Genomic DNA, 18,759 nt, shown 5'->3' with positions numbered 1-18,759 from the left:
TGGGAGGAGCAGGCGCTTATTCGGCTCGAACATCACTGGAGGAAAACGATGGCGCGGATAGTGTCTCTCGCCGAGGCGGTGGCGGAGAATGTCAGGGATGGCGATACGGTGGCGATGGAAGGCTTCACGCACCTGATCCCCTATGCCGCGGGACACGAGGTGATTCGCCAGGGCCGGAAGGACCTGTTCCTCGTGCGCATGACGCCCGACATCCTCTACGACCAGTTGATCGGCGTCGGTGCGGCGCGGGGCATGAAGTTTTCCTGGGGCGGCAATCCGGGCGTCGGCTCGCTGCACCGCTTCCGGGATGCGGTCGAGAACCAATGGCCGCGGCCGATCGAGATCGAGGAACATTCGCATGCGGCCATGGCCAATGCTTATGAGGCGGGTGCCGCGAACCTGCCTTTTGCGTCCTTCCGCGGCTATATCGGCGCCGACCTGCCCAAGGTGAACCTCAATATCAGAAGCGTGACCTGCCCCTTCACCGGCGAGGTGCTCGCCGCGGTGCCTGCAATCCGCCCGGACGTCACGATCATCCATGCCCAACGCGCCGACCGCAAGGGCAACGTCCTGATGGAGGGGATTGTCGGCGTGCAGAAGGAATCGGTGCTCGCCGCCAGGCGCTCGATCGTGACGGTCGAGGAGATCGTCGACGAACTCGACCCGCCCTCCCCCAATTCGGTGGTGCTGCCGGAGTGGGCGGTGACCGCCGTCGCGCATGTGCCGGGGGGCGCCTTCCCGTCCTATGCGCATGGTTACTATCCCCGCTCCAACGCCTTCTACATCCGTTGGGACGAGATTGCGCGCGAACGGGAAACCTTCAACGCATGGATCAGGGAGAACGTCCTTGCCGCCAAACCCGAGGACTTCGCCCGCCACGCCGCGAAGACCGCGGCCAAGGTTGCTTGAGGGGAAAGCGAAGAATGACTGATTTCACCCCCACCGAGATGATGACGGTCGCCGCGGCGCGCGCGCTCTCCAACGACGACGTCTGCTTCGTCGGCATCGGCGCTCCGTCAGCCGCCTGCAATGTGGCGCGGCTGACGCATGCGCCGGATATCACGCTTATCTATGAGAGCGGCACCGTCGGCACCAGGCCCGACGTACTGCCGCTCTCGATCGGCGACGGAGAGCTCTGCGATACCGCGCTTTTCACCGTCTCGGTGCCGGAAATGTTCCGCTACTGGCTCCAGGGCGGCCGGATAACCACGGGCTTTCTCGGCGGCGCGCAGATCGATCGTTTCGCCAATCTCAACACGACCGTCGTCGGCCCCTATGACCATCCCAAGGTGCGCCTGCCGGGAGGCGGCGGCGCGCCGGAAATCGCCTCCAATTGCGGCCGCATCTTCATCACCATGGCGCTGACGAAGCGCGGCTTCGTGGAAAGGCTGCCCTTCGTAACCTCCATGGGACACGGCGAAGGCGGCAATCATCGGGAGCGGCTTGGATTGACGACCAGCGGCCCGACCCGCGTCGTCACCGATCTCTGCATTCTGGAGCCGGATGCGGAGACGAAGGAATTGACCGTCGTTTCCCTGCACCCCGGCGTCACCCGGGATCAGATCGCCGGAAATTGCGGCTGGCCGATCAAATTCGCGGAGACCGTCATCGAAACACCGGCACCGACCGAGACCGAGCTTGTCGTTCTGCGCGACATCAACGCCCGCACCAAAAAAGCCCACGAGGCCGCGGGAAGGGAGGCCACCTGATGCGCGAAGCCTATATCTGCGACTATATCCGCACTCCGATCGGCCGCTTCGGCGGCTCGCTCGCTTCGGTGCGCGCCGACGACCTCGGCGCCATTGCGCTGAAGGCGCTGATGGCCCGCAACAGGTCGGTCGACTGGGAAGCGGTCGATGACGTGATCTTCGGCTGCGCCAACCAGGCGGGCGAGGACAACCGCAACGTCGCGCGCATGTCGCTGCTACTTGCGGGGCTGCCCGTCGCCCTTCCCGGCACGACGATCAACCGGCTCTGCGGATCCGGCATGGATGCCGTGATTGCGGCCGCCCGGGCGATCAAATGCGGCGAGGCCGACCTGATGATCGCCGGCGGGGTCGAATCCATGTCGCGGGCGCCTTTCGTGCTGCCGAAGGCCGAGAGCGCCTTTTCGCGCCATGCCGAAATTCACGACACGACGATCGGCTGGCGCTTCGTCAATCCGCTGATGAAGGCACAATATGGGGTCGACTCGATGCCGGAGACCGGCGAGAACGTCGCCGAAGACTATAAGGTCTCGCGCGAGGACCAGGACGCTTTCGCCCTGCGCAGCCAGGCAAAGGCCGCGGCCGCCCAGACGAACGGCCGCCTTGCGAGCGAGCTCGTCCCCGTCACCATCCCCCAAAGGAAAGGCGAACCCGTCGTCGTCGACCGCGACGAGCATCCGCGCGCCACGACGATCGAAGCGCTCGCCAAACTCAAGGCACCCTTCCGGGAGGGCGGCACCGTCACCGCCGGCAACGCTTCGGGCGTCAATGACGGCGCTGCGGCGCTCATCATCGCCTCGGAGGAGGCTGCCAGAAAATATGGGCTGCGACCCATGGCCCGCATCCTAGGCGGCGCTTCGGCAGGCGTGCCGCCGCGCATCATGGGCATGGGACCGGTGCCCGCCTCGCAGAGGCTCATGACACGGGTCGGCGTGACACAGGAGCGGTTCGACGTCATCGAACTCAACGAGGCTTTTGCCAGCCAGGCACTTGCGGTCCTGCGCGCGCTGGGGATTGCCGACGACGATCCCCGCGTCAACCGCAACGGCGGCGCCATCGCACTCGGCCATCCGCTCGGCATGTCGGGTGCGCGCATCACCGGAACGGCAGCGCTGGAGCTCGCCGAGACGGGTGGCCGCGCCGCGCTCGCCACCATGTGCATCGGCGTCGGCCAGGGCATCGCGGTGGCGCTGGAGCGGGTGTAGTTATCGTGTGATGCGAAATCCCGCCGGCGCTTCGACGGAAGAAGCCTCCTCGCTTGCGACATCGGCGACGGAAGCGCCGGGCGGCCCTTTCCAGAAATGATCCAGCATTCTGCTGACGGCGCCGTCCGGCCCGGCGATGAGGGCGGTCACCGAGCCGTCGCTCTCGTTGCGAACCCAACCGTCAAGGCCGAGCCTTTCGGCCTCCTCGCGTGTCCAGTCGCGAAAGCACACGCCCTGTACCCGTCCGGTAATTCTGACCAAAGCGGCCCTGCGGTCCTTCGTCATGGCGTTGCCCTCCTTTCCGCTTCGAATCTGGCGCAAATGGCGGCTAAGGCAAGCGTCTTCCTGACGCTTCCGGCGCGGGACCTCGGTCCCTTCTTTTATCAGCCGGAAAAAATTTCATTTTCGGCCTTGAAGATGCTGCACTGCAGCATTATTATATAACTGTCGATGGAACACTCCTCCTCCCAGTTCCATCGCGGGATCGGCAACCCTCCTCCTCCCAGTTGCCGGTCAGGATCGAAAGCCCGGCGCACCTCCTCCCGCGCCGGGCTTTCTCTTTCAGCCGAGGCGTCGAGCCGGCGCGATCCCGAATTCCGTTATCCCTGCAAGACCAGACCGCGGTAAGATCCGAAACATGGCCGGCACATAGCTGGGAACATTTCCGGAGATGGGGCATCCAATATCCGAGAAGGAGCCCGACCATGCCTATCGCTGAAACCGAGCTTTGCCTGAATGCGCCGTCACCTGCGCAGGACCTCTCCCGTTTCCGCGCGATCATGCAGGCGCATAACCGCAAGCTCTACCGGATCGCCCGGAGCATCCTGCGCAACGACAGCGATGCGGAAGACGTGCTGCAGGAGGCCTATGTCCGTGCCTTCACGCGCTTTGAGGGTTTTCGCGGCGATGCGGCGATCACGACCTGGCTCGCCCGGATCGTCATCAACGAGGCGCTCGGCCGCCTGCGGAAAAGACGGCGGCTGATGAAACTTGCCGAAGATATGCGGCAGTCGCAAGAGGCGGAGATCATCGCCTTTCCCCTCAACTCAGGCATCGGCGATCCGGAAAAGACGATGGCACAGCGACAAATCCTCGATCTCGTCGAAAGGCTGACGGACGATCTCCCGGACACCTACCGCACCGTATTCGTACTGCGCGTCATCGAAGGGCTCGACAACGACGAGGCGGCCGCCCTGCTTGGTCTCAAGCCTGAAACGGCACGCACAAGGCTGCACCGGGCGCGCCGCATCCTGAAAGAGCAGTTGGAGCGGCAGATCGGCCCGGTTCTGCTGGATGCCTTTCCTTTCGCGGGAAAGCGCTGCGAGCGTCTGACCGAGTCCGTTCTTGCCCGCATTTCGCCTCGGTCGCCGGAAACAGACGGAAAATAGCGGGAACGCTTCGAGCCGCGAAGCATCCAAAGCGTGGCGTTCAAACACGCTTTGATCTTCGAGGAAAGGAACATCCCATGACCATCAGACTGACGACCGCAACGGCCGTGATCGCCCTCCTTTTCGGCACCGGCGGGGCACTCGGCAACGACAAGCCGACCGACCCGCAGATCGCCCATATCGCCTACACTGCCGGCGTGCTCGATATCGAAGCCGCCAAACAGGCGATCGCGACGTCGAAGAACGAAACCGTCGTGGAATTCGCCGAGAGCATGCTGCGCGACCACGAGTCGGTTAACAAGCAAGCCCTCGATCTCGTCAAGAAGCTCAACGTCACGCCCGAGGACAACGATACGAGCAAGACCCTCTCGCAAGCGGCCGAGGCGAAGCGGCAGGAGCTTGCGAAGCTCAAGGGCGAGGAATTCGACAAAGCCTATATCGCGCATGAGGTCGCCTACCACAAGCAGGTCAACGGCGCGCTGGAAACGCTGCTGATACCGTCGGCTCAGAATGCAGAACTCAAATCGCTGCTCGAGACCGGGCTTAAGCTGTTCCAGGGACATCAGCAGCATGCCGAACACGTCGCGGCCGAATTGAAGTGAGACCGCGATGTTCATGACGCGAGCGGCAACTGTCTTATTTTCGATGGGAGCGGCCGTCGTGGCCACTCCTTCTCAGGCCGAAACCATCCGTGTGACGATCGATCGCCTCGTCTACCTGCCCGTGGAGATCGAGGCGAAGGTGGGCGACGAGGTCGAGTGGATCAACAAGGATGCGCTCGTCCACACGGCGACCGTCAAAGGCGGTGCGGACGTGCTTCTGCCGGCGAAGAAATCCGGCCGGCTGGTGCTTCAGGAGGCGGGCAGCTTCGATTATATCTGCCGCTACCATCCCAACATGAAGGGCCACATCACCGTGCGGCCGTGACCCGCAGCTCCCTCCCGCCCGTAGGCGGAGGGAGCTGAAGCAACCGACAACTCAGTCCAGATCGTCGCTTTCCGGCTTCGGCGCATTTTCGCGGTTGCCGTAGATGATCTCGCGCTTGCCGACATGGTTCGCCGGGCCGACGAGACCGTCCTTCTCCATCCGTTCGACCAGCGAGGCGGCGCGGTTATAGCCGATGCCGAGGCGGCGCTGGATATAGGAGGTCGAGCACTTCTTGTCCCGCAGCACCACTTTCACCGCCTGATCGTAGAGCTCGTTGCCGTCTTCGGCGGCGATCGCGCTCTTGTCGAACACGGCGCCCTGATCCTCCTCGACCTCTTCCTCCTCTTCGTCCGCCGTCACCGTCTCGAGATATTCCGGACGCCCCTGCGTCTTCAGATGCGCGACCACATGCTCGACTTCCTGATCGGAAACGAACGGACCGTGGACGCGGGCAATGCGGCCGCCGCCGGCCATGTGCAGCATGTCGCCCTGGCCGAGGAGCTGTTCGGCCCCCTGCTCGCCGAGGATGGTGCGGCTGTCGATCTTTGAGGTCACCTGGAAGGAGATGCGGGTCGGGAAGTTCGCCTTGATCGTGCCGGTGATGACGTCGACCGAGGGACGCTGGGTCGCCATGATCAGGTGGATGCCGGCGGCACGCGCCATCTGCGCAAGCCGCTGGATCGCCCCTTCGATCTCCTTGCCGGCGACCATCATCAGGTCGGCCATCTCGTCGACGATGACGACGATATAGGGCATCGGCGAAAGGTCCATTTCCTGCTGCTCGAAGAGCGGCTCGCCGGTGCCCTTCTCGAAACCGGTCTGCACCGTCGCGAGGATCGGCTCGCCTTTTTCCCGCGCGGCCGCCGCGCGCTGGTTGTAGCCGTCGATGTTGCGCACACCGAGCCGCGACATCTTGCGATAGCGGTCCTCCATCTCGCGCACCGCCCATTTCAGCGCCATTACGGCCTTCTTCGGATCCGTGACGACGGGCGTCAGCAGATGCGGGATGCCGTCATAGACGGAGAGTTCGAGCATCTTCGGATCGACCATGATGAGCCGGCATTCTTCCGGCTTTAACCGGTAGAGCAGCGACAGGATCATGGTGTTGATCGCCACCGATTTGCCCGAGCCGGTGGTGCCGGCGACGAGCAGATGCGGCATCTTTGCGAGTTCGGCGATCACCGGTTCGCCGCCGATCGTCTTGCCGAGGCAGAGCGCAAGCTTGCAGCCGGTCTTCTGGAAATCGCCGGATTCGATCAGCTCGCGGAAATAGACGGTTTCGCGCGTGGCATTCGGCAGCTCGATGCCGATGACGTTGCGGCCGGGCACCACCGCGACGCGGGCAGAGAGCGCCGACATCGAGCGGGCGATATCGTCGGCCAAACCGATGACGCGGGAGGACTTGACGCCCGGCGCGGGCTCGAATTCGTAAAGGGTGACGACAGGGCCGGGGCGGACATGGATGATCTCGCCCTTGACGCCGAAATCCTCGAGCACGCTTTCGAGCAGTCCGGCATTCTGCTCGAGCTGCTCCTGCGTCATGAAGAAACCCTGGCCTTGCGGCGGCTCCTGCAGAAGTTCCTTCGAAGGAAACTCGTAGGCGTCGCCGCCCTGCAGCGGCTCGATGGCGCCGATCGGCGGCAGAGACGGCGACGAACGCTGTATCACGGCCGGCATGGTGATCGCCGCCCTGGTCACCGGCACTTCGGGAGGCGGTTCGCTTGCGGGCACGACGGCGGGTACGATGGGTTCGGCCGGTGCCGAAGCGGGTGCTTCGGCTATAACCGGGGCGGCTGTCTCGACGACGGCCGGCTCAGCGGCAAGATCCTGCGGCGCGGCCGAAGCCGGTTCGGCAGCGGCGGGCTCGGGCCGCCGGCATTCCACCACCCGGAACAGCGAGCTTATCGCCGTGGGCGGCTGCGGCCGGATTTCGACAGGCGTCGCGGCGGCGATCTTTGGTGGCGAGACCTTCGGCGCGGCTGCGACCGGCGCGCGAAGGTGCGCGGCTTCCTTCACAGGTTCCGCGGCAGCCGGCGGAACAGCCGCCGCTTCGAGCGGCATGAACTCGAAAAACGCAAAATCGGATAGATAGGCCAGATGCGCTTCTGCCTGCTGGGGCACATCCTCCTCCACTCCGGCACTCCGGGGCGCAAGGTTCGCAACGGGCAGTGCACGCGGAACCACAGGCACCTCGTCCGCTACCGGCAGGGCCGATGACGTTTCAGGAGTGGCGGGCTCTTCCTCCGTCACGGCCGCGCTTTCGGTGATTGCCGGTTCGGCGGTGCCCGCTTCCGGCGCCGGCGAGCGTGCAGCGCTCCAGGAGGGCAGTTGCTGCGTCAGCACCCGGAGGAGCTCGGACGGACTGTAGGACGGCAGTTCCGTTTCGACCACCGACGGAGCGGGTTCGGCCGGTACTGCGTCCATCACCGTTTCGGGATCGGATGCTTCCGCCGCGGCTTCGTCGGCCTCAGCCCGGCTTTCTTCGGGCGCCGGCGGGTGACGCTTCATGAGTTCGCGCTCGGGCGTGCGCGTGAAGCGCACGTTCGGCGACAGGAAGAAATGGCTCTCCCAGCTCGGCTCGCCGGATAGGCCGGTGATCTCGGCAAGCGTGGGAAGCGGATCGCGCGTAGAGACGGTAACCTCGGCCGGAGCATAGGCGGAGCCATGACCGTAGAGGCGCGCGGCGCGTCCCGCATAGCCTGTCTCCTGGTCCCGATGGCCGGGCGCGCGCCGCGGCGCTTCCGGTGCTTCGAACAGATGGTCGTGAGCGGCCGCCTCAGGCGCCGAAGCGTCCGCGGAACCTTGCGCAACCGGATGCGGGTCCTCGAAATCAACCGCGTGATTTGCGTCATACAAAGCTGCAGGCGAGAAATTTGTCCGGGGAATGCGCATGGCCTGAAAACTCGAAATTCATCATCGAAGGGGCTGCCCTAGGGAATAGGAAATGAAGGTTAACAACTTCCTTCCGGGAGCCTCGCCGGAAGGGCGCCGGGCCGCCTTGAAAACCCCTCCCAAGTGCCGTTCCGTGCTCGCGGCGCAAGGCTTTCCCGCGCTTTGGCGATGCAATTCCGTTCCGTTCAATTTCTGTTTCAGCTGTGGAAAATTTCCGATCCGCGGGCTCTGCATTTACAATCACGGAGCAGCGAACGCCTGCCGCCGTTCCGAAGGCCCGGAGCGGGTATGCGTGCGCGACCAGGCCATAGTGAAGAAAGGCACGTCACATGAGCGACAATCCCGCACTTCAAGGCTCCTTGGCCCTCATCGGCCGCCTGCTTCTCGCCGCCATGTTTATTCTTTCCGGCTTCGGGAAACTGGGCGATCCATCCGGCACGATCGGCTACATCGCCTCGGCGGGGCTGCCCCTGCCTCCGGTCGCCTACGCGATTGCTCTTGTCGTGGAGATCGGCGCAGGCATCCTCCTCGTCCTCGGCTATCGGGCCCGGTGGGTGGCGCTGATCCTTGCAGCCTTCACCCTGGCCTCGGCGATCGGCTTTCACACCGACTTCGCCGACCAGAACCAGATGATCCACTTCATGAAGAACCTGGCGATCACCGGCGGCTTCCTTCAGATCGCCGCCTTCGGCGCGGGTGCCTTCAGCCTGGACGGACGTACCGCCCCGGCCTGAACGGGTCCGCCTGCGGAGGATAATGATCCGCAGGCGGGCTTATGAATGACGGTTCAAGGCTCAGCTGCGCGGCAGCAGGCTTTCGACTTCCGCGGCTGCGTCGTTCAGCGCCTCCTCGGGGGTTGCCGCCTGCTCGACGACGCGCGACAGGTTCTCGACGATCGTCTGCGTGACCTTGACGCCGTTCGTGCCCGGGAAGGCATACCACGGGATCATAACCGGCATCTGCTCGAGGCCGGCGCGGAAGAGCGGATTTTCCCTGTAGAAGTTTGCGAGATATTCCGGCGACTTCGCCGCGAGCTCGTTGTTCGGGACGTAGCCGGTACCCGGAACGACGACCGAAGCGCCATAGGGGCCGGCCGCGAACTTGGCGAACTTCCACGCAGCGTCCTGCTTGTCGGCGTCGCGCGTGAGGATCACGACCGCGTTGCCGCCGGTCGGCAGCTTGCCGTTCACCGGGTCGATCCGCGGAATGGCCGCGGTGCGCAGGTCGAACTTTTCGCCGACATTCTTGATCGTGTTGCGGAGCGCCCCGGTCGTCTGGAAGGCGAAACCGACCTTGCCCGCGACGAAGGCCTGCTCGCCGGCCTGCTTGGTGAGCACCGGCAGGCCGCCTTCCTTGACCATTCGGTCGAGAACTTCGATCGCCTTTTTGCCTTCCGGACCGTTGAAAGCGACCTTGCTCTCGTCCTCGGTCAGCATGCGGCCGCCCGCGCCGAAGAGGAGAGCGGAGAACATCCAGTCGTCGCCCTGCCAGCGGAAGTCGATCCCCTCGACGCCGTCGCCGAGCGCCTTGATCTTGCCGCCGAGCGCAATCACCTCGTCCCAGGTCTTAGGCGGAGTATCCGGATCCCCGCCCGCTTTGCGCACGAGATCGGCATTGTAATACATGATCGGATTGGAGGTCGCGAAGGCAAGGCCCACCTGCTTGCCGTTGACCTGGGCGAGCTTCAGGATGTTCTCCGAGAAGCCCTGTTCGGCCATGTCGCCGTCCTTGGCGATGAAGGCTCCGAGGTCGACCGGGACGTCGCGTTCGTTGAGCATGCGCAGGCGGTTGAGCCCGATGAAGGTGATGTCGGGCATTTCGGCCGTTCCGGCCTGGCGCATGATCGTCTGGATCCCCTCCTCGTAAGTTGCGGAAGGATTGGCGAAGGCGATCTTGATATCCGGATTTTCCTCCATGAACTTCTTGGAGATCGTGTCCATCACGTCCTTGAAGAAGCCGGGCATCGGATAATGCACAGTCAGCACTGTTTCGGCCCGGGCCGGTAGGGCAAGGGTCATCGACACCGCCGCGGCGGTGAGAAGTTGCGTGAAATGTTTCATGATGTTCTCCTGGTTCGACCGATCAGCCCTTGAGACCGGTCATGGTTATGCCCTCGACGAAGCGCTTCTGTGCGACGAGGAACGCGGCGACGAGGGGAAGGGTAATGATCAGCGTGGCGGCCATCAGCGCGCCGTAGTCGTCGCCGGCTTCCGCAGCGCGGAAATAGAGAAGGCCGAGCGGAGGGGTGGCGTAGTTCTGGTTGGTGACGACCACCAGCGGCCAGAACAGGTCGTTCCAGTGCGCCACCACCGAAAAGATTGCGAAGGCGGTGATCGCCGGCCAGGCATTGGGCACGACGACGCGTGCGACGATGCCGATCTCCGACATGCCGTCGAGCCGGGCGGCATGGATCAGATCATCGGGAATGGCACGGAAAAACTGCAGGAACAGGAAGATCGCGAAGACCGAGATCGAGAAGGGCGCGACGAGTGCCGTGTAGCTGTTGAGCACTGCCAGCCGGTCGAAGGCGACATAGAGCGGCAGCGCGGTCGCATGGATCGGCACGAGCAGCCCCAGCATCACCAGCACCATCATCAGGCGTGCGGCGCGGAACTTGAGTTTCGCCATGGCATAGGCGCAGGGAATGGCGACCACGACCTGAACAATAAAGATCATCGCGCAGACGATCACGCCGTTCAGAAGCAGGATCGGCATCGAGACGCGCGACAGCGCCTTGGTGAAGTTCTCGACATAGGACCATTGCTGCGGGATCAGCGACAGCGAGGAGGAAAAGATCTCGCTCTGCGCCTTGCCGGCCGTCGAGATCATGAAGATGTAAGGCGCAAGGAAGATGAGAGCGCCGAGCGACAGGAGCGTGAACCGCAGGATGCGGCCGGGAGAAAGGCTGTTTACGGTCATGCGTAATGCACCTTCCGGTCGAGAACGCGGTATTGCAGGAACATCAGGACGACGAGGATCGCGAGAAAGATCACCGTCATCGCCGAGGCATAGCCGACCCGGAGATAGACGAAGCCTTCCTGGTAGATGGTGAAAAGCAGCACTTCGGAAGCCTTGTTCGGCCCGCCTTCGGTGAGCGTCTTCACCGTCTCGAAGACCTTGACGGAATTGATGATGCTGATGGTGGTGACGAAGAGCGTCGTCGGCGCGAGCATCGGCCAGGTGACGAGCCGGAACCGGTCCAGCCGGGATTTCGCGCCGTCCACCTGCGCGGCGGCATAGAGCTCGCCCGGGATCGCGGTCAGCCCGGCGAGAAACAGCACCATGTTGAAGCCCACCGACTGCCAGATGCCGATGATCGAAAGCCCGTAAAGCACGGTGCCGGAGGCGCCGAGCCAGTTCGGTCCGGGGATGCCGAGCTGTGCCAGGAAGGTGTTGATCGGCCCGATTGAGGGATGGAACAGGAATTGCCAGACCGTCGCCATTGCGACCAGAAGCGAGGCGACGGGCAGGAAATAGACGGTCCGGAAGAACGCCTTTGCGCGGGTCTCCGCCTCGATCAGGAGCGCGACGCCCAGCGCCAGCACGATCGATACCGGCGTGACGATCGCCGTATAGACGGCCGTGTTCCAGAGCGAACGGCGGAAGGTGCGGTCGCCGATCAGTTCCGCGTAGTTTTCCAACCCGACGAAACGGAAGCCGCCATAGCCGAGCTCGAAATCGGTGAAGCCGAGGAGCACGACCGCGAATGTCGGCAGCAGAATGAAGAGGAACAAGAGCACGATCGCGGGAGCGGCGAGCAACCAGGCGACCCGCGCTTCGCGCCGGTCGGCCCTCGCCATGGGCATATCGGACGCGATGCTAACCATGAGCCTTCTCCAGCGCCGCGGCGGCGGCAACTGTCTTTGCCCGCAGCCGCTCGCCCGAGGCGGCGAAGAGCATTGCCCGATCCGGTTCGATCTCGACCGACACCGGCATGCCGGTGGTAAGGGAGGAAGCTTCGGCCGGGCTGATCTTGGCGACGATCGTTTCGCCAATGGCGCCGAGACGGGCATGCACGATCACTTCGGAGCCGAGAAATTCCGTCCGCTCTACGCGCGCCATGAGGATGCCGTCCGGATTTCCGCTAAAACGGACGAATTCGGGGCGCACGGCCAGCATTACCGACGCCTCGCCCGAAGCCGGCTTCTCGCCAGCCAGCGTGAGCGGTCCGAAACGCACGATGCCCGACGGATCCATCCGCGTTTCCACCACGTTGATACGCGGCTGGCCCAGGAAGCGGGCGACCTCGACATGGGCGGGATCGTCGTAGATTTCCCTGGGCGACGCCAGTTGCAGGAGCGTGCCCCCGATCATCACCGCCACCCTGTCGGCCATGGACAGGGCCTCGGACTGGTCGTGCGTGACATAGAGCGTCGGCACGCCGGCGCGCCGGTGCAACTCGACGATCTCGCTGCGGGCATGGACCCGTAGATTCGCGTCGAGGTTGGAGAGCGGCTCGTCCATCAGGAAGACGCTAGGGCGGCGGACCATGGCGCGGGCGAGCGCCACACGCTGGCGCTGGCCGCCCGACATCTGTCCGGGCTTGCGATCGAGCAGATGGTCGATCTTGAGGGAGGACGCCATCTCGCGAACCTGCCGCTGGATGTCGGCGCGGATCCGGCGCTGACCGGGAAGAAGATTGCCGACGAAGGGAAATCGCTCAGCCGCCGAAAGCCGCCGCATGGCGAGGGGCACTGCGATGTTCTGGCCGGCGGTCAGATGCGGATAAAGGGCGTAGGACTGGAACACCATGGCGACGTTGCGGTCGGCGGCTGCGACCGGGGAGACCTCGCGGCCGCCGATGACGATCTCGCCGCGATCCGCATGATCCAATCCCGCGACGATGCGGAGAAGCGTGCTCTTGCCGCAGCCAGAGGGTCCGACGAGCGCGACGAATTCGCCCTCCTCCGCTTCGAGGCTCACGCCCTTGAGGATCGCATTGCCGGCGAAGGACTTGGCGATGCCGCGGAGCGAAAGAATGCTCATCGCGCCGCTCCCACGAGCTTCTTCGCGGCCTGCGGATAGACCTCTTCCACCATGTGATCCAGGACGTAAGGCTTCAGCCCGGGCACCGCGACGATCTCGCTGTCGATGCGTCCTTCGCCCAGGTGGTGGACAACCGCGCCTACGAGGCGCTCGCCGGGCATTTCCCGCTCCAGCTTGTCGATGATGAAGGAGGTCGGCGGCGCCCATACGAGGTCGGTGCCGGCATGATGGCCTTGCCAGGCCCAGTGTAGATGACCGCTCGCATGGAGCTTGACATCGTTCTCCGCCATCAGCCCGTAAAGCCGCTGCCGCTGTTTCGGCCGCACGCTCCAATAGCCGGTATCGCCTTCCGCCGGATCGTCGACGAAAAGCGGCTTATGGGCGAAGATCGCGACGGGGCGGCCGTCGCGGCTCTCAAGTGCATCCGCCAGCCAGCGGAACTGCCTCTCCTCTTCCGCGTCGTCGAAGCCGAGAAGAAGGCTGTCGAGGCCGATGAGCCGCCAGCCACCGTGATCGGAGAACCAGAAATCCGGGCCGACGAGCCTGCGCCAGCGAGCGAGGCGGAAGGCGTTGACCTGCTGATCCGAGCCCGGCAGATGGCCGACATCGTGATTGCCGGGCACGATCAGCACCGGTACCGGCAGCCTGCGGAGGAGGTCCATCGCGAAGACGATGTCTTCCTCCTGGTCCGCGCCGTCGACCGTAAGGTCGCCCGTATGCACGACGAAGTCGGCGCCGATCGTCTCGATCCAGCGGACAACGGGTTCCCAATTGTCGTTGAAATGGGATTTTGTCGGGCTGAAATGGGTATCGCTGATCTGCACGATCCTCATGGGAGCATGGCCTCCGGCGCGTGTTGACAGGGGCGACATGCATGAGAGGCCGTACCCCGCTCAGCGCCGCTTTGGCGCTCTCTTTAAGGGGCTCCCATGTCAGTTTGGTAACAGGCCTTCTCAGTTGTTTTTCAGTTTCTCCATGAAAGTTTCAATCTTCAGCCTATCGCTTTGCCTAGCGCGCGCTCCGAAAAATGGTTGACGCGAATCAGAGGATGAATCATTCCTCTAACGGAATAGACCGCATATTTCGCATTTCGGCGTAGCTCAGTGATTACCTGTTAGGAAATGCGGCAGGCGCATCTGCACGGCGGCGAGGCGCCATGCGGGCACGAGGAGTTTAGACCATGGATATGATGACGGCAGGAGCGACCGGTGGGGAATTGCGCAAACCGGCAGACGAGGCGATCGCCGCCGACGCGCGGGCGCTTTCCGAACAGCTGAAGGCGATGCGAGACCGGCTTTTTGCGCCGACAGCGAGGAAGACGCTCCGGAGCTTCACCTCCGGCGAGGCAGCCAAGCTCATCGGGGTTTCCGACGGATACTTGCGCCAGCTGTCGCTGGCTGGCGAGGGACCGCAGCCCGACACCGGCGCAGGCGGACGACGCTCCTATTCGCTCTCCGACATCAACGCGCTGCGTCGGCATCTGGCCGAGCAGGCGATTGCCAAAGGCAATGGCGCCAAGGCGCGCGGTTATCTCAAATGGCGCGATGCCGCGAGAAGCGAGCATCTGCAAGTAATCTCGGTCACCAACTTCAAGGGCGGCTCCGGCAAGACGACCTCATCGGTCCATCTCGCACAATATCTCGCTCTGACCGGTCACCGGGTGCTCGCGGTCGACCTCGACCCACAGGCATCGCTTTCGGCGCTGTTCGGCTACCAGCCGGAACTGGACCTGACCGGCAACGACACGCTCTACGGCGCAATCCGTTACGACGCCGAGGCGCGGCCACTGAAGGACATCATCCGCAAGACCTATTTCGACGGGCTCGACCTGGTGCCGGGCAACCTCGAATTGCAGGAGTTCGAACACACGACGCCGCAGGCGCTCAGTGCGCGGCAGAGCGGTGCCGATGCGGGGCCGCTCTTCTTCGCACGGGTGCAGGCGGCGCTGGCAAGCGTCGCTGACGACTACGACGTCGTCGTCATCGACTGCCCGCCGCAGCTCGGCTACCTGACGCTCTCGGCGCTCTGCGCTTCGACGTCGGTCATCGTCACCGTGCATCCGCAGATGCTCGACGTCGCATCGATGAACCAGTTCCTCTACATGACTTCGGACCTGCTCAGCGTCGTGCGCGAGGCCGGCGGCGAGCTCAATTTCGATTTCCTGCGCTATCTCGTCACCCGTTTCGAGCCGAATGACGGACCGCAGGCGCAGATCGTCGGCTTCATGCGCTCGCTCTTCGGCGACCGGGTGCTGACCTCCGCCATGGTAAAATCGACCGCGATCTCGGATGCAGGTCTCACCAAGCAGACGCTCTACGAGGTCGGCCGGGAGAATTTCACCCGCGCGACCTATGACCGCGCGATCGAATCGCTGAACGCGGTCAACGGCGAGATCGAGGCTCTCATTCACGCGGCATGGGGGCGCTGAGTCATGGCTGGTAACAACCGGAAAAACGAATTGCGGGCGCTGTTTTCGGGAAGCGCGCCTGCCGGCGATCAGCAAGCCCCCGCCGAAGCGGCGCCGGCCGAGTTGACACCTGTCAACGCCAGGCCCGCCGCCCCGCTCGATGCGCCCCGTGCAGCTTCCGGCGCAGTGAAGGCCATGGGGCTTTCTCTCGGCAGCATCACCCGCGAGGCCGAGGAAGCACGGGTGCTCAGGGAGGCGTTGACCCAGGGAGAACGCGTCGTTTCGCTCGATCCGGCTTTGGTCGAAAGCTCCTTCGTCGAGGATCGGCTGACCGATGGTGAGGTAGACGATGCGGATTTCCTCGCGCTCGTCGAGAGCATTCGCGAGAACGGCCAGCAATCGCCGATCCTCGTGCGGCCGCACCCGGAAAAGCGGGGCCATTACCAGACCGCCTACGGCCACCGGCGCCTGAAGGCGGTGCGCCGGCTCGAGCTCCAGGTAAAGGCGATCGTCCGGACGCTGACCGATGACGAGCTCGTGCTTGCCCAAGGCAAGGAAAATGCCGAGCGGCGCAACCTTTCCTTCATCGAACGGGCGCTTTTCGCCGCTGCGCTCGTAGCGCGCGGCTTCGACCGCAAGGTGATCGGCGATGCGCTTGCGGTGCAGAAAAGCGAGCTTTCGCGCCTCCTGCAGGTGGCGGACGGCGTGCCGCACGAAGTCGCCCGCGCCATCGGCCCGGCGCCGAAGGCCGGACGCGAGCGCTGGATGGCGATCGGGACGCTGCTTGAAAGGCAAGAGGCGCGCGCCAGAGCCCAGGACGAGATCGCTTCGCCACGCTTCCGCGCCGTCGATTCAGACCAGCGCTTTCAGCTCGTCTTCAATAGCCTGTCGCAAAGCGACAAGCCGGAACCGGAAAAGCCGGAGGAGCTGAAAGATGCTAAGGGGCGGGTCTTCGCGCGGCTGAAGCGTGACGGCAAAGCGCCAAGGATCGAGTTCCTGCCCGGCACCCATCCGGCCGTCGTCCAGGAAGCCGTGTCGATGCTCGCCAAGTGGCATGCTGCCTTCGTCGAGAATCGGAAGACTTAGCCCGCCATCCTCACCGTCTCGCCGGGATAAAGCCGGTAGTCGAGGCAAAGGTGGCGGCATTGCACGCTGTTTTCGGCGATGTCGAGCAGCATGGCGGCCGCGGCGACACCCATGTCCGCATCCGGCATCGCCACGGTCGTGAGCGACGGCTTCATCAGCCGGCCGATCGCGATTCCGTCGAAACCGGCGACGGAAACGTCTTCGGGAACGGAGAGGCCTTCGCGCCGGAGCGCGGCGATTACCCCCAGCGCCAGGAGGTCGTTGGATGCGACAATCGCCGTTGGCGCATGCTTTTCGATGGCCTGGGAAAGCTCCAGATCTTGGTAGCCGTCGACGAAGGGGATTTGGAGCGCCGGAAGTGCCGAATACCCGCCGTCCCGCATCGCCGCTGAATGGCCGGCGTAGCGCAGGTGCGCGCGGTCGGACGAGGCGAAATAGCCTGAGACGAACTGGATGCGGCGGTGGCGATGGGCGAGAATGTGTTTGGTGATCTCGTATCCTGCCCGGTAATTGTCGACGGTCACGGCGGCTGGAAAACGCGGGACCGGCCGATTGTTGAGAAGGATCGTCGGCGGCAGCGCGGCCGAGAGCGCCTCGCTGGTCTCGGCGTTGCAGAGGGTCAGAATGAGCCCGGTCGGGCGCTGCTCCAGAAGTGCAGCGACGGCGCGGACTTCCGCCGAAGAATCGTAGTTCGATTGGGCGATCAGAACGCCATGCGACGCGGTCTGCATGCGGTGCTGTATGCCCGCCAGCGACGCCGCGAAGACCGGGTTGGTCACGCTCGGCACCAGCACGCCGACGACCGGGCGGCTGCGCCCGCTATTTGCGCCCGCGGAAGGCACCGGTCTGTAGCCGAGTTCGGCAGCTGCGCGGCGCACGCGGCGCACCATTTCGCCGCTCGCCGGCCCCTCGCCCCGCAAGACGCGTGAGACCGTCGCCAGCGAGCAGCCGGCATGAAAAGCTATCTGTTGCAGCGTCGCCATCCGCCGACGCCCTATCGCGGTTTCATGACAGCGTTTTGAAGGTGCCGGTTTATGAAAGGCTCTAGCGGCTCGGCGGCGCGCGGCCGTAAAGCAGGAGCGTGATCAGGATGACGCCTGCTGCCGTGCCGAGATAGGAGTCCCGCCCGCCAAGGATCGACGTGCCTCCGAGCACGACCGCCGCAATCGACGGCAGGTGATATGCGTCCCCATCGCCTGGGCCGCCTTGGAAGCATAGCCTGCGAGCGGCACGAACGAAGCACACCGACGCAAATGGCGCCAAAGGCACCCGGATAGCCGAGGCCGACAGCGGCGACGGCAGGCGCGACCGGCGGGGGATTGTGCAGCTCGGCCGCAACGATGACCATATCGGGCATCGCCACGGTCGTGGGCGGTGGCTTTATAAGCGTGCCGATCGAGATCCCGCCGATTCCGGCGATGGCGACGGAACGGAATGCATCGGATGGCTGAAGCGGTCGGCAAAGGCCTCGATGGAGCCGCGCCCGAAGCGTCTCAAGCGCCGCCGCACCAGAATGGACATGACCCGGGCGGCGGTCGAGAAGGTCATTGCGTCCAGCGGTCCGGCGCCGCTCCAGGGCTTCGTCAGCCGATCGGTGACGATACCGATCATATTGGCCGGCATGAGGTCCGTGCAGGGTCTCATCCATTCGAAAACGGCACTGACCGGAAGTACCTTGTCCTCGAAGGAAACGATGGGTTCGGGCATGCCCTCCTCCCAATCGTCATAGGCTTCGAGGGCGTCCTTGAAGAGCGTCTGGAGCGTAATGGGGGCGTGCCCTTCGTGAAGGGCGGGCAGGAAATTCGTCATTAGGGTCTCCTCCGATTGGATAGGCCGGAAACGCGAAATGGCCAATTCTGTCAGCGGGGTGTGATTGCGAAACTCGCCACGGCACCATGTTTCGTCCGGAGACATGGAACGCGCCGTGACACTTTGAACTGCTGCATTGGCTAATCCTTCGACCGTTCCGGTCGAAGGACCACGCAGGAGCAATCATCGAACATGCATGTGCAGTATGGGTCAAAGCGCTTGAGCGGGCAAACGCAATCCACAAAAGAAGTGGATTTTTCTGTCGCCCGCAGGCGACGCTGAGATCAGGTCTTCGGCCCAAACCATTGACTTTACCGGCTATTTTCGGGTCTGTGGAAAACCGCGCGCAGGCT

18 protein-coding genes and 1 pseudogene are annotated in these 18,759 nt (G+C 64.1%); 9 read left to right on the top strand and 10 right to left on the bottom strand.

Features of this window, described 5'->3' with window-relative positions; all coding sequences use genetic code 11:
• Nucleotides 1-48 precede the first annotated feature (48 nt).
• Genes ACFHWW_RS00230 through pcaF form a run of 3 tightly spaced genes read left to right on the top strand, consistent with a single transcriptional unit; the run spans nucleotide 49 to nucleotide 2,911 of the window.
• Complete coding sequence (locus tag ACFHWW_RS00230) at nucleotides 49-909, top strand: CoA transferase subunit A (protein WP_379936966.1); 861 nt, start codon at nucleotides 49-51, stop codon at nucleotides 907-909.
• Between the two features lie 14 nt (nucleotides 910-923).
• Complete coding sequence (locus tag ACFHWW_RS00225) at nucleotides 924-1,709, top strand: CoA-transferase subunit beta (protein ID WP_338282008.1); 786 nt, start codon at nucleotides 924-926, stop codon at nucleotides 1,707-1,709.
• On the top strand, nucleotides 1,709-2,911 hold the full coding sequence (pcaF, locus tag ACFHWW_RS00220) for a 3-oxoadipyl-CoA thiolase (RefSeq protein WP_379936965.1): 1,203 nt from the start codon (nucleotides 1,709-1,711) through the stop codon (nucleotides 2,909-2,911). Before ACFHWW_RS00225 ends, pcaF begins: the two co-directional genes overlap by 1 nt.
• Here pcaF and ACFHWW_RS00215 read toward each other — a convergent pair whose 3' ends face one another.
• Entirely contained in the window at nucleotides 2,912-3,196 is a 285-nt protein-coding gene (locus ACFHWW_RS00215) for an acylphosphatase (protein ID WP_100671198.1), read from the bottom strand.
• A gap of 419 nt (nucleotides 3,197-3,615) precedes the next feature.
• Here ACFHWW_RS00215 and ACFHWW_RS00210 point away from each other — a divergent pair, with 419 nt between their 5' ends.
• The 3 genes from ACFHWW_RS00210 (at nucleotide 3,616) to ACFHWW_RS00200 (ending at nucleotide 5,226) form a co-directional block, all read left to right on the top strand.
• Nucleotides 3,616-4,299 carry an RNA polymerase sigma factor gene (locus ACFHWW_RS00210; RefSeq protein ID WP_379936964.1) on the top strand — a complete coding sequence of 228 codons (684 nt, stop codon included), beginning with the start codon at nucleotides 3,616-3,618 and terminating at the stop codon, nucleotides 4,297-4,299.
• Between the two features lie 77 nt (nucleotides 4,300-4,376).
• Nucleotides 4,377-4,901, top strand: a complete 525-nt coding sequence (locus ACFHWW_RS00205; RefSeq protein WP_100671196.1) for a DUF4142 domain-containing protein — start codon at nucleotides 4,377-4,379, stop codon at nucleotides 4,899-4,901.
• Nucleotides 4,902-4,908: 7 nt separating this feature from the next.
• Nucleotides 4,909-5,226, top strand: a complete 318-nt coding sequence (locus ACFHWW_RS00200) for a cupredoxin family copper-binding protein (RefSeq protein ID WP_100671194.1) — start codon at nucleotides 4,909-4,911, stop codon at nucleotides 5,224-5,226.
• A 51-nt stretch (nucleotides 5,227-5,277) separates the two neighbouring features.
• Here the strand turns inward: ACFHWW_RS00200 and ACFHWW_RS00195 are convergent, their stop codons facing one another.
• Nucleotides 5,278-8,118 carry a DNA translocase FtsK gene (locus ACFHWW_RS00195; RefSeq protein WP_379936963.1) on the bottom strand — a complete coding sequence of 947 codons (2,841 nt, stop codon included), beginning with the start codon at nucleotides 8,116-8,118 and terminating at the stop codon, nucleotides 5,278-5,280.
• 329 nt (nucleotides 8,119-8,447) lie between these two features.
• Here ACFHWW_RS00195 and ACFHWW_RS00190 point away from each other — a divergent pair, with 329 nt between their 5' ends.
• Nucleotides 8,448-8,852, top strand: coding sequence for a DoxX family protein (locus ACFHWW_RS00190; protein ID WP_102763696.1), 405 nt, complete (start codon nucleotides 8,448-8,450; stop codon nucleotides 8,850-8,852).
• Between the two features lie 60 nt (nucleotides 8,853-8,912).
• Here the strand turns inward: ACFHWW_RS00190 and ACFHWW_RS00185 are convergent, their stop codons facing one another.
• The 5 genes from ACFHWW_RS00185 to ACFHWW_RS00165 are packed head-to-tail and all read right to left on the bottom strand — an operon-like array spanning nucleotide 8,913 to nucleotide 13,937.
• Entirely contained in the window at nucleotides 8,913-10,178 is a 1,266-nt protein-coding gene (locus tag ACFHWW_RS00185; RefSeq protein ID WP_338282020.1) for an ABC transporter substrate-binding protein, read from the bottom strand.
• A 22-nt stretch (nucleotides 10,179-10,200) separates the two neighbouring features.
• A complete protein-coding gene (locus tag ACFHWW_RS00180; protein ID WP_275599478.1) occupies nucleotides 10,201-11,037 on the bottom strand; it encodes a carbohydrate ABC transporter permease in 837 nt (278 codons plus the stop codon).
• Nucleotides 11,034-11,945, bottom strand: coding sequence for a carbohydrate ABC transporter permease (locus tag ACFHWW_RS00175; protein ID WP_275599479.1), 912 nt, complete (start codon nucleotides 11,943-11,945; stop codon nucleotides 11,034-11,036). Before ACFHWW_RS00175 ends, ACFHWW_RS00180 begins: the two co-directional genes overlap by 4 nt.
• On the bottom strand, nucleotides 11,938-13,104 hold the full coding sequence (locus ACFHWW_RS00170; protein ID WP_379936962.1) for an ABC transporter ATP-binding protein: 1,167 nt from the start codon (nucleotides 13,102-13,104) through the stop codon (nucleotides 11,938-11,940). The genes ACFHWW_RS00175 and ACFHWW_RS00170 overlap by 8 nt, the downstream gene beginning before the upstream one ends.
• The gene (locus ACFHWW_RS00165; RefSeq protein WP_338282025.1) at nucleotides 13,101-13,937 is read right to left on the bottom strand and encodes a metallophosphoesterase; all 837 of its coding nucleotides are present in this window, start codon (nucleotides 13,935-13,937) and stop codon (nucleotides 13,101-13,103) included. Before ACFHWW_RS00165 ends, ACFHWW_RS00170 begins: the two co-directional genes overlap by 4 nt.
• 347 nt (nucleotides 13,938-14,284) lie before the next feature.
• Here ACFHWW_RS00165 and repA point away from each other — a divergent pair, with 347 nt between their 5' ends.
• On the top strand, nucleotides 14,285-15,532 hold the full coding sequence (gene repA / locus ACFHWW_RS00160) for a plasmid partitioning protein RepA (protein WP_379936961.1): 1,248 nt from the start codon (nucleotides 14,285-14,287) through the stop codon (nucleotides 15,530-15,532).
• A 3-nt stretch (nucleotides 15,533-15,535) separates the two neighbouring features.
• Nucleotides 15,536-16,597 carry a plasmid partitioning protein RepB gene (gene repB, locus ACFHWW_RS00155; RefSeq protein WP_379936959.1) on the top strand — a complete coding sequence of 354 codons (1,062 nt, stop codon included), beginning with the start codon at nucleotides 15,536-15,538 and terminating at the stop codon, nucleotides 16,595-16,597.
• Here repB and ACFHWW_RS00150 read toward each other — a convergent pair.
• The 3 genes and pseudogenes from ACFHWW_RS00150 to ACFHWW_RS00140 all read right to left on the bottom strand — a co-directional run bounded on the left by ACFHWW_RS00150 (nucleotide 16,594) and on the right by ACFHWW_RS00140 (nucleotide 18,406).
• Nucleotides 16,594-17,580, bottom strand: a complete 987-nt coding sequence (locus ACFHWW_RS00150; protein WP_324764491.1) for a substrate-binding domain-containing protein — start codon at nucleotides 17,578-17,580, stop codon at nucleotides 16,594-16,596. The two genes, repB and ACFHWW_RS00150, sit on opposite strands and share 4 nt — an antisense overlap.
• A gap of 61 nt (nucleotides 17,581-17,641) precedes the next feature.
• Nucleotides 17,642-17,829: pseudogene (locus tag ACFHWW_RS00145) on the bottom strand (ABC transporter permease); the annotation flags it as partial.
• Nucleotides 17,830-17,977: 148 nt separating this feature from the next.
• Nucleotides 17,978-18,406, bottom strand: coding sequence for a hypothetical protein (locus tag ACFHWW_RS00140; RefSeq protein WP_379936958.1), 429 nt, complete (start codon nucleotides 18,404-18,406; stop codon nucleotides 17,978-17,980).
• Nucleotides 18,407-18,759: the final 353 nt, after the last annotated feature.

The sequence above is a fragment of the Sinorhizobium sp. P24N7 genome, assembly GCF_042436655.1.
GTDB lineage: Bacteria > Pseudomonadota > Alphaproteobacteria > Rhizobiales > Rhizobiaceae > Sinorhizobium > Sinorhizobium meliloti_A.
The sequence above is the reverse complement of the archived record's forward strand: the minus strand, read 5'-3'. Positions and strand labels throughout refer to the sequence as shown.